At 49.1% G+C, this 10,245-nt stretch carries 10 protein-coding genes; 5 read left to right on the plus strand and 5 right to left on the minus strand.

Annotated elements, in window-relative coordinates; all coding sequences use genetic code 11:
* Window positions 1-334: zinc ribbon domain-containing protein (locus AC1DWB_RS28800; RefSeq protein ID WP_477544540.1), on the plus strand; the 334-nt coding region annotated here is incomplete at its 5' end.
* 355 nt (window positions 335-689) lie between these two features.
* Here the strand turns inward: AC1DWB_RS28800 and AC1DWB_RS28805 are convergent.
* The 5 genes from AC1DWB_RS28805 to AC1DWB_RS28825 form a co-directional block, all read right to left on the minus strand.
* A complete protein-coding gene (locus AC1DWB_RS28805) occupies window positions 690-1,712 on the minus strand; it encodes a Gfo/Idh/MocA family protein (RefSeq protein ID WP_477544541.1) in 1,023 nt (340 codons plus the stop codon).
* 2 nt (window positions 1,713-1,714) lie between these two features.
* Window positions 1,715-2,509 carry a sugar phosphate isomerase/epimerase family protein gene (locus AC1DWB_RS28810; protein WP_477544542.1) on the minus strand — a complete coding sequence of 265 codons (795 nt, stop codon included), beginning with the start codon at window positions 2,507-2,509 and terminating at the stop codon, window positions 1,715-1,717.
* A gap of 84 nt (window positions 2,510-2,593) precedes the next feature.
* The gene (locus tag AC1DWB_RS28815; protein ID WP_477544543.1) at window positions 2,594-3,553 is read right to left on the minus strand and encodes a hypothetical protein; all 960 of its coding nucleotides are present in this window, start codon (window positions 3,551-3,553) and stop codon (window positions 2,594-2,596) included.
* 6 nt (window positions 3,554-3,559) lie between these two features.
* Window positions 3,560-5,782 carry a DUF6259 domain-containing protein gene (locus AC1DWB_RS28820; protein ID WP_477544544.1) on the minus strand — a complete coding sequence of 741 codons (2,223 nt, stop codon included), beginning with the start codon at window positions 5,780-5,782 and terminating at the stop codon, window positions 3,560-3,562.
* 176 nt (window positions 5,783-5,958) lie between these two features.
* Window positions 5,959-6,792 carry an AraC family transcriptional regulator gene (locus AC1DWB_RS28825; protein ID WP_477544545.1) on the minus strand — a complete coding sequence of 278 codons (834 nt, stop codon included), beginning with the start codon at window positions 6,790-6,792 and terminating at the stop codon, window positions 5,959-5,961.
* 265 nt (window positions 6,793-7,057) lie between these two features.
* Between AC1DWB_RS28825 and AC1DWB_RS28830 the strand changes: the two genes are divergently transcribed.
* The 4 genes from AC1DWB_RS28830 to AC1DWB_RS28845 all read left to right on the plus strand — a co-directional run bounded on the left by AC1DWB_RS28830 (window position 7,058) and on the right by AC1DWB_RS28845 (window position 10,162).
* Window positions 7,058-8,401, plus strand: coding sequence for an ABC transporter substrate-binding protein (locus tag AC1DWB_RS28830; RefSeq protein ID WP_477544546.1), 1,344 nt, complete (start codon window positions 7,058-7,060; stop codon window positions 8,399-8,401).
* Between the two features lie 213 nt (window positions 8,402-8,614).
* Window positions 8,615-9,457 (plus strand): Gfo/Idh/MocA family protein, encoded by an 843-nt coding sequence (locus AC1DWB_RS28835; protein ID WP_477544547.1) that lies wholly within the window; start codon window positions 8,615-8,617, stop codon window positions 9,455-9,457.
* Window positions 9,361-9,630 (plus strand): hypothetical protein, encoded by a 270-nt coding sequence (locus AC1DWB_RS28840; RefSeq protein WP_477544549.1) that lies wholly within the window; start codon window positions 9,361-9,363, stop codon window positions 9,628-9,630. The genes AC1DWB_RS28835 and AC1DWB_RS28840 overlap by 97 nt, the downstream gene beginning before the upstream one ends.
* 331 nt (window positions 9,631-9,961) lie before the next feature.
* Complete coding sequence (locus AC1DWB_RS28845) at window positions 9,962-10,162, plus strand: hypothetical protein (protein WP_477544548.1); 201 nt, start codon at window positions 9,962-9,964, stop codon at window positions 10,160-10,162.
* Window positions 10,163-10,245 lie beyond the last annotated feature (83 nt).

Here is a 10,245-nt window from a genome sequence, read left to right on the forward strand (position 1 = left end):
GGAAGGCGTACAGAGRAACACGAAAAAGAAAAGAAGAAAAATCGTAAATCAAAAGTTATCCAATTGGAGTTTTGGTAAAATTCAAAAGCAACTCGAATACAAGCTCGAAGAACATGGAACAACGATGAAGACGATGGATGAAAGCTATACAAGTCAACAATGTCCTTGTTGCGGTAGAAGGAAAAAGACGTTTACAAGAAATTACAAATGTTTCTGCGGCTACGAAGAACATCGAGATGTTCTCGGTAGCAAGGGGATTTTGTCCAAGTATCTACATGGAGATATACGCGATTTGGGCAAAACGAAAGAAGTCAAGTATCTACGGATAGCCTAGAGYTAGAAGTAGTAGATGGTGAGTTCCCACCCACTTGCAAAAGTGTTGCTTACGATAGCTTGCTGTTCGGTTTCCGCTACATGTGTAGCGAGAGATAGTAGCCAACCTRCTGTCTTGCAGAAAGTTACGGCAAGTAATGGTAAGAAACCCCTACTTCTTAGCGAAGCGTAAGTGGGGGAGGTTCATCGTGTTCAGCGAAAAGAGTATTAGAGTTAAGATTCAATTCCTTCGAGCAACGCAAGCTGCAGCCGGTTCGCCGATGTGATCGTCAGCTGCAATGAAGCAGAAGTCATAGAAGCAAAACGCACACTTGCAATGCCGGCTACAGCTTGCAAAGTGTACGTTTTTGTGTTGTTTATTCCACCTTGATGAATTTGCCGGTTGCTTTCGATTCGAACGCGGCCAAAATGACCTGAAGAGACCGCAGTCCTTCCTCGCCCGAAATTTCCGGCGGCGTCTTGGTAAGGATGCTGTTGACGAAGGCATCAATGACGCCGCTGTACGTTTGTTTCTCGTTCGTTGCGATCGCGCCTACCTTGTACCGTTCGATCGTCCCGCCTCGCAGTTCCACGATCACTTGGTCTTCCGGGTGAGTTCCGATCTTCATCACTCCGTTCTCGCACCAAAGCACCGTGCTGTTGTCCTGACCTTTGTAATACGTCCAGCTGGCGGTAAGCGTGCCAATGGTTCCGCTCTTCATCCGCAACAGGCAGATGGAGTTGTCGTCAACATCCGTGCCTGCTTTATGCAGCGTTTCGACAAAAGCGGCTACTTCGCTTACTTCGTCGTCCAGCAGCCAGCGGATCAGGTCGGACTTATGGACGCCCAGGTCACCCATAGCGCCCATTACGGCTTCGGCCTTGCGGAAAAACCAGCTGTTTCGGCCGTCCAAGCTCCAGCCTTCCGGGCCGGGATGGCCGAATGAGGTGCGGAATGTCAGCACTTTGCCGAGTCGTCCGGACGCCAAAATTTCTTTCGCTTTCACATGAGGTGGCATCAGCCGCTGGTTGTGGCCGACCATCAGATAAACGCCGTTGCGGTGGGCAGCCTCGATTATGGCTAAACCTTCTGCGGCGGTTGTCGCCATCGGCTTTTCAACCAGTACATGAGCGCCGGCGTTTGCAGCGGCAATTGCGGCAGGAGCGTGCAGATCGTTCGGTGTACAAACGCTGACCGCATCAACCTTTACATTTTTCAGCATGGTTTCATAATCGGCAAAAGCTTGTGCTTTGTACGTTTCAGCCAGCTTTTCCGCCCGCTCGGTGACAGGGTCGCTAAAAGCAACCAGCTCTACATTCGGGTTTTGCGCATACTCCGGGACATGGCGCCGGATGGCGATCGCACCGCAGCCGATGACGGCGATTCTCAATTTGCTCAAGGTTACACGTCTCCTTCAGGTTTTGATAATGAAACAGGATAATGCTGCTTCAACCAGCGCAGGCTGTTTGCGACACATTCGAGCGGCGGCTTCTGGCAGCTGTCCTGCTCGATGATGAGCCATTTGACCCCGGCCGCGCCCGAAGCGGTGATGACAGCCGGCAAGTTTACTTCGCCTTGTCCCAGTTCAAGCGTCTGCATCCGATTGTCCGCACTGCGGTTGAAGTCTTTCAGATGCAGCAGCGGCAGCCTTCCCGTATAACGGCCAATGTAATCAAGCGGATCCTGCTTCGCGTACTGCACCCAGCAGACGTCCATCTCGGCCTGCACCTCATCCGCGCCGGTGGAAGCGTACAAGGCATCAAAAGCAACCTGCCCGCCGATCCTGCTCTCGAACTCAAATGCGTGGTTATGATAGCCGAACTGCAGACCGTGCTTGCGCACCTCTGCGCCAACCTCCTGAAAGTATGCGAACAAGCGGGTCCAGTCTTCCTCAGTCTTCCTTTCGCTATTAGGCACAAGGGGGCAAATCAGATATTGTCCGCCGATGGTTTTCAGATACTCGATTTCGCCAAACAAATTATTGCGGATATTGGATAGACTTACGTGACTGCCGATCGCTTTCAGGCCGAGTTCATCGAGCAGCGCGCGCAGCTCTACAGCCGGCGTGCCGAAGTATCCGGCGAATTCGACGCCTTCATAACCGAGCTCCGCTACTTTGCTTAGCGTTCCTGCCGGATCGGCGGCCATATGATCCCGTAGGGTGTACAACTGTAATCCAATGCCCATACGTTGCAATGCCGTCACCTCTTTCGTAAAGTAAATTGCTAATAGACTTCTTTGAGCATAACAGGAATCGTCGCTTAAATGGCATTGATCGCGTCAGTTTACCGTGTTAAGGACATATTTGGCTTTTTGCAACCAGACATCACCCGGACTGACGCTGCATTCTCCGGAGAAGTCGAAGTACAATTTGTTGTAGAGCTCCGCATTCGAGACGTGATGATTTTCATTCGGCAGCCATACGTTCCGTTCTTGAATCTCCAGTTCGGCGGAAATCCCAGACGATGTTCCCCATGCCATCACTTTCCTGATACCGGGACGTTTCCGATTCGCTTCATGGGTAAATCCATCCCTGGATATATCGTAAGCTTCAGGATCGGAATCGCAGCATAGGCGATCGGTTATTTGGTCGGCCGAAGCCCCGAGTAATTTCCGTTTGATCGGCAGCATGGCGAAATAGGAGCGGCTCAGCGCCGTGTCGACAAGCCATTCGATCTCTTGGTCCAGGCAAATCCGGCTGGAATGGATGCGAAACAATTTGCAATGTTTGGCTACGGGGATGCTTCTTGTCGGATCTACAATCCATTGTCCTGCCGATAGATGCTTGATATCCCGGAATAATCGGGAATGAGAAATAAAAGTGATGGATCTGCATGTAAATGTACCGGGAATGCTCGGATCCTGCTCCACATCGTCGAAGAAAAAACGGGCGTTTAACATAATCTCGTCCCCGTGGGCATTTCCTCCCATGAAATCCGAGGCGTCCTTTTCCATGATTGCGCATTCCCATTCGCCTCCGTGCACGATCGGACCTGATCTGACGTTCGAAAACGAATACGCGCCGGTTCGTTCGACCTCGTACACCTCATGCATTCGCCATACATCCAAGTTATGATTCGGTTTGACGGCATCTGCATCGAATGGAACCTGAAATCGCTTCAACTGATAATGAAGATAACGGTTGCTTTTCGGATTCGTTCCTTTGATATAAAAATGTATTGCGTTTGTCTGCTTAATGACAACAAGCTCAGTAGGATCGCTGTTCATTTCCGGCATCATTGCCCCTTACATCTCGTCGTAAAGAATATGAATGAAAGCCAGTCTTGCCGATGCTGCGGTGATATGCATAATCGGCTCTCCCTCGTGCGTCAACGGAGTGACACTGAGTATTTTGCAATTTGAAGCCGGCTCGCCTTCGTGAGAATCTGTCGCTAACTCATACAGAACAGCACTCTTCACAGTCCGTTCCTTCGGTTTGAAATCGATCGTCCATGCCGATTCCGGATTCCGGCTGCATACGGTTATAATCGTTTCCCGATTTTCAAAACGGAAGGTCTTTGCCGTTACTCCAGACGTCGAATGAACGATTTCGGTATCATCAAGAAATGTTCCTTGGCCGTAAAGCTCCAGCCACTGCTTTCGCAGCCGGACAACCTTCATCACGTAGTTCAGCATGTCGGGATCGCTCTGGAACGTGTTGTCATTTTCAAGGTCATACATCCACAAGTAGCATCCGATCAAAAACGCCCGGTCGATCATGTCCCGGGAAACCTGGGAGACGTGTACAGGACGCATGGCCTGCTTTTTAGAAGGGTAAATCATATCGATCAGCCTCTGATCGGGGAACGTATACCGGTACAATTCCGGAAAAGCTCCGCTATGGTGATAAAAAAATGTCGAGATCAGCTGCCCGCATATTTTGTTTCCGTGAATGTCGGTAACACCCTCGTACATCGAGCCGATGGCGAACCGTTCATTGACCTGGTCCAGAAACTGACCATATCCGATATTCCATCCGTCGTGGCGGTGGTTATGATCCGCGCGAAAGCAAAACGGCGGCGGCGACATTCCCAACTGATCGAAGTACATCGAGTCCGCCCCTATTTTGTCCACCAAAAAGCGAACCGTTTCGAACAAATAGTGCCGCCAGCCTTCCGATCCATTGCATAAGACGGCAAAAGAAAGGTTGTCGTCGCCGTAACGTTCGATCTTCATAAGTCCGGTACGGTTGTGCACGGCATAATCATCTCTTAATGATGCAAGCTCCTCATACTTCATATTCAATAATTTCGAATTGATGTAAAACGCCACATGACCGCCGTTCCGGCGAATCGCCTGAACATGTTCAGCCAGCTCCTCGGCGGTGCCCAGTTCCGGGTCGGGCCGATAAATCGGGAAGCCATGGTCGAAACCATCGACATGCCAGCCGGACAGGAGCAGATGATTGAGTCCCATTTGAATTGCTTGCTCATAGAGCCGGGGCAAGTCCCGAAACTTATGAACAATTGTTCCATCCTGATATTTGAAGTCATAATGGGCTACGAGTCCGGCACTCTTTGCAAACCATTCCGGAACGGCGATCTCGCGTTCGCTGCCGACTCCCTTCCGCCATCCCCGGTACCGGTCCGCCCCCCAATGCCAATCTCCCGGATGAATTGCAACGGCATATCGTCCCGAATTCCATGTTTCTTCATTTTCCAGGAATGGATACCGAATGGCATAGAAGCCCATGCCCGGCTCGGCTGGGCCGAACGTTTCGCAATGCAAGCCTGCCACATGAAATTGCTCATCGTAGGAGGCAAGATAGAGGCCATGACTGTCACTGTAATAATCCAGCCACATCATGGAAAGAGGCCCTGAATATCGATGCTCCCGAACAAACGAACCGTCCTTTTCCCTTTTTGAATTGACTCCGTTTAAATAGTAGTTGTACTTGTAATCCTGCCACTTCCAATGGATGATGGAAGGGGGGGCGGCGTATGTTTCCACCGCATTCGTAATTTTTTCACCGGCATTGAACGGATAGACAAGTGTATCGTCTTGCCACGTCTCTCCCCAGTACACTCCGAATAAGCATGGAAAACGAACCTCTTCCACGACGATATCCGGTTCCTGGTGCTCCAACCGGATCGTCCAAACCGTCTCCGGATCGCCCGGAACAATCCGGACGCCGATCTCCACGGCAATGTGAAGATCCCCGACGGGGGAGTGAAGGTATTCGTACCGCATCCGAATGTCAGAGATGCCTTCCTCAGACGAGGCTAAACTGATGTGCGGTTTCAGCTTGTTATTGACCGCCGCTTCGCGAGAAGCCGGGGCTCCGACACAAAACGGCTCTTCGCTGCCTTTTCTCAGCATCAGAGCGAACGGCATACTGCGATTGCGAAACCAATTTTTCAACAGATTTTCGCCGGTAATGTTGTTCACGAGCTCCACAAGTTCGCCTGTCACGCTGTCAAAGGCAAGACCGACATATTGGTTTTCCAGGCGAATTTTCCGCTTATTCATCTGATTCCTCCTGTCCGTCTTTTGTGTGATTTAATCATGATTATCTTGCCGTTCGAAGGGGCTCATTCGTCTCCTTTATCCACAAATAATCAGATTAATTGATTCTACAGGGGAAATTTTAATATATATTCGTGCGGTCATCCATGAGTGGAAAAGTTGTTATTTGAACAATTCAATCAATAATAAATTTGCCTGGAGCGAAGAATCATCTCCCTGAGCGGCATGAATGCAACGGGGTGTCCTTTCTGAACGGCTGATGGTGCAAGTCCGGTACATGTTTTAAAGACGCGGTGGAAATGGGATTGCTCGCAAAACCCGAGATGATCGGATATTTCCGCTATCGTCATCCCGCTATTCTTAAGCAGCTCACAGGCTACGGATACTTTGACTTGACGAATGTATTCAACCGGGGTTTGTCCAAGCGTTTCTTTGAACAATTTGGTTACATGATTTGGCGAACGCTCAATGTGATCGGCGAGATCGGACAGGCGGAGCGGTTTGCAATGGTTGTGAATAATGTAGGACTGCAGCCGATTCATCAGATCCTGCTTGACCGCGGACACGCCTTGTTTCCGGGAATGTTCCTGAATGACCCACCCGAGCAGCTCCGTCAAGATTCCTTCGCAAATCAGCTCGTTGCCGGACGTTTGGTTAAACCATTGCATTAAAAGGACGGAAAACCGCTGCTTAAAGTAGATTTCGTTTTGGATTTTGCAGGTAAAGAAGCCGTTTGCCCTCAAAGGAGCAAGAGCGGCATCCGCATTTCCTGCGGAAGTGAAGTGGGTGGAATATTTCTGGTGCAGCTCTTTGTCTTCGTTTTGACAGGAACGGCTCGTTCCGGCCGGAATGAACATCACGTCGCCTTGCTTCAGCTCGACGACTTGATCCAAAAGATGGTAGACTACCTTTCCGCTTGTTACGAAAATCAGAATATGATGCGGCACTTTTTTGTCGTTGATGCTCCATTTTTCGATGCGATCGTCATAAATGACAGATTTGATAGAAAGCATGTAACGGCCTCCTTGAGATTTTTTTTTGAAGGTTAATGATTGAATTATATAAAAAGCTTTGTTATTGTTCATTGTCCCTGCGGTAATATTCATATTAAGATTTTAGCATATGATCGGATCGATAGGGGGGATTGGATGAGTGAATTGTTTAAATGATGAATATGGTTAATAACTCAAAAATGACGTTTTCAATGGTAAATTCGAATGCGCTTACAGAAAGTATTATTTGCAAGTGTAACACGACGATTATAAGGGGGATTGCCTAATGGATACGGAAAAAATCGGGTACAGGAAGTATGCCGCTCTTCCCGTTTTACTGATTGTGTTTGCTCTGCTGCTTGCAGCTTGCACAGGCCAGGATAACGGAAGCCGCAAGGAAGCGGAACGGGCAAAAAATGATGTGAATAGGAAGGAGCCTGTAGAGCTATCGATCTGGCAGACCGTATCGAATGTGAGCGAAGAACAGTTTATGAATGATTACGGCAACAAGATCAAAGAACATTTCCCAGAAGTGACTTTGCGATATATCGCTTATACGGGAAAGGGCACGACAATTAACGACCTGATCACCGCCGGTCAAGTACCGGACATCATTTACGCTTCAGTCGGACACACGTTCTTCGGCGTGCTGGATCCGAAGCTGCAGTACGATATGTCCGATTTGATCAAAAAAAACAACCTTGATTTGAACCGTTTCGATCCGGCGGTAATTGAACGCCAAAGACAGCTGGCGAAAGGCGGCATTTACGGCTTGCCGACATCGATGGATACATTGGTGCTGTATTACAACAAAGATATTTTTGATAAGTTCGGGATTTCATATCCGCGCAACGGCATGACCTGGGACGAAGTTTACGATCTGGCGAAAAAGCTTAACCGAACCGAGGCCGGTATTTCCTATCGCGGTTTCGGGATGGCCGCTGGAGCGATGTTTACCGTCAATCCTCTCTCCCTCCAACCTGTCGATTCGGCGACGGAGAAGGCGAGGCTCGGAACGGACGACGGGTTCAAGCGCCTGATGGAAAATTTCTCGAGATTTTACCGGATTCCCGGAAACGAAGTAACGAAAGAAAACATTGCCCTGGCCAAGCAGCGGGAGCTGTTCGACAAGGTGAGGGAGACGGCGATGTTCATCAACACGGGAGCTTTCGCGACAACGACGTACAAAGATACGATGAATTGGGACGTTGTATCGCTTCCGTCCTTCAAGGAAACGCCTGGAGTCGGCTCGCAGCCCATCCCCGTTTATTTCTACATCACGAATACGAGCAAGAAGAAGGAGAAGGCATTCGAAGTCATCTCGTATCTCACCTCCGATGAATTTCAACAGTTCTCGTCGCGCCACGGCAAGTATACCGTACTCACAGACAAGAAGATCCAAGGTATGTTTGGCGATGATATACCGTATTTAAAAGGAAAAAATGTAAAAACGATGTTCCCGCTCAAAAACGCCTCCCCGACTTTGCTGACGAAGTATGACAGCGTAACTTTGGCCAGCTTCGAGGAGCAATTCAATCAGGTCATATTGGGGCTGAAGGATATCAATACCGCTCTGAGAGATGCGGTGGATGATGCGGATAAAAAGGTCAAGACGGCAAAAGGGGAGTAACCGGTTAATGATTTAACGAAAAAAGATTATTGGAGGTACAGCATGTTCAGAAAAGGGTAGGTAAAGCCGCAGCAGGTCCGGCGGCAGATGGCGGTCATGGAAGAATGCCGCGCACAAAATCGGAAAATTTATCAAACGGCATAGAATTTTTTTGACATTTACATAGATTTTTTCAATTCATGGTCAATCATCGACGAATAGGAGAGAAGAACGATGTCAATCGGTCAATCTAAGATTCGGGGAGCCGTCATCGGTTACGGCGGCGCGTTCAACATGGGGAAAGTGCATGGCGGCAGCATGAACCGCGTAGGCTTCGAATTCATGGCAGCCTGCGATCTGGATCAGGCCCGGACGGAACAGGCTGCTCACGATTTCCCCGGCATACGTACGTATACGAATGTTCAGGAACTGCTGGCGCAGCCGGATATCAATCTGGTGACGGTCATTACCCCGCACAATTCGCATGCGGCTTTGGCCGAGCAAGTACTGGCCAGCGGCAAGCACTGCATCCTGGAGAAGCCGATGTGCATCCTCGCGGAGGATGCACATCGGCTTGTCAAGCTGGCGAGCGAGAAAGGACTTATGTTAACGGTTTACCATAATCGGAGGTGGGACGGCTGGTACTTGACGGTCAAGGACTTGATCGCGAAAGGGATGCTTGGTGACATTTACCATGTGGAAATGTATAGCGGCGGCTATGATGTACCGAAGGATTGGTGGCGGGAAAATAAAGAAATCTCAGGTGGAGCGTTTTATGACTGGGGGGCGCACTATATCGATTATTTGCTTGGCCTGGTTCCCGGAAAAATCAAATCCGTGCGCGGGTATATTCATAACCGGGTCTGGCATCACAAAACGAATGAAGATCAGGTGGACAGCGTAATCGAATTCGAAAACGGCGAGGTTGCCCATATTGAAATTTCATCCATTGCCCGCGCGGAAAAGCGAGATTCCGTATCCTGGGGACGAAGGGGGCGGTCGAGCTCGCAAATCCAAGGGATGGCAAGCTTCGCCTGTATCATGATCAAGAAGGCCAAAATATGCTTACAGAAGTAGAGCTGCTTAAGGACTCTCATGCCTCCTACTACGATAATATTTCCGATCATCTGCTTCGGGGCGCCGAACTCATTGTGAAGCCTGAGGAAGCGCGCCGGGTGATCGCATTGATCGAAACGACCGAATTATCGGCCAAGGCGGGTAAGGAACTGCCGGTACCTTTTGAAGCATGACATGAATTTAGCGTGACTCAAACTTGTCTGTGAAAATGTCACTTCCATGCAGTCCGAGTCCCCGTATTATTGAGCTTGGACTGCATTTTTTTCTACGACTGACCAATTAACGCACAATACTTATTTTCTGTCTCTTTAAGGTATTTTGCTGGATTTCTTCTAAAACGACGACGCTTAGTTATTTCCTGTAACCGTACAGACCACCTTTGTCTTTCGCTATGAAAAGTTTCATAGCTTACACTTTGAAGTCTGCTTAATAAGTTCTTCTGGCGGAGAGCGTCATCGACAAAAACAACACATTCTCCCGAGCGAACGATGTACCCGTTCCAACGTGTTCGCGAACGAGGACAGTGAGCGGATTCGGATATTGGAGAACGAACTGAACACCTACATGAAAGACATGCAGGCGAAGTTCATCACCGGCAAAGTCGGCTTCGACAAGTGGGACGAATACGTAAGCACGATTAAGAAGATGGGGATGGATGAACATTTGAAGATCTACGAGAAAACGTACCCTTCTTACGAGAAATAAGGGATCATGAGAACAGCTGCTCGCCGGATTATATTCGATCGGTATTTAAGCGATTTCATTACATAGTAGGAGGAATGTACGAT

The organism is Paenibacillus sp. P4_E11 (genome assembly GCF_056401635.1).

Bases quoted from the DNA above. Each gene is read 5' to 3' on its own strand.
- AC1DWB_RS28830 (WP_477544546.1), top strand. From the start codon at position 7,058: ATGGATACGGAAAAAATCGGGTACAGGAAGTATGCCGCTCTTCCCGTT.
- AC1DWB_RS28815 (WP_477544543.1), bottom strand. From the start codon at position 3,553: ATGATGCCGGAAATGAACAGCGATCCTACTGAGCTTGTTGTCATTAAG.
- AC1DWB_RS28825 (WP_477544545.1), bottom strand. From the start codon at position 6,792: ATGCTTTCTATCAAATCTGTCATTTATGACGATCGCATCGAAAAATGG.
- AC1DWB_RS28835 (WP_477544547.1), top strand. From the start codon at position 8,615: ATGTCAATCGGTCAATCTAAGATTCGGGGAGCCGTCATCGGTTACGGC.
- AC1DWB_RS28820 (WP_477544544.1), bottom strand. From the start codon at position 5,782: ATGAATAAGCGGAAAATTCGCCTGGAAAACCAATATGTCGGTCTTGCC.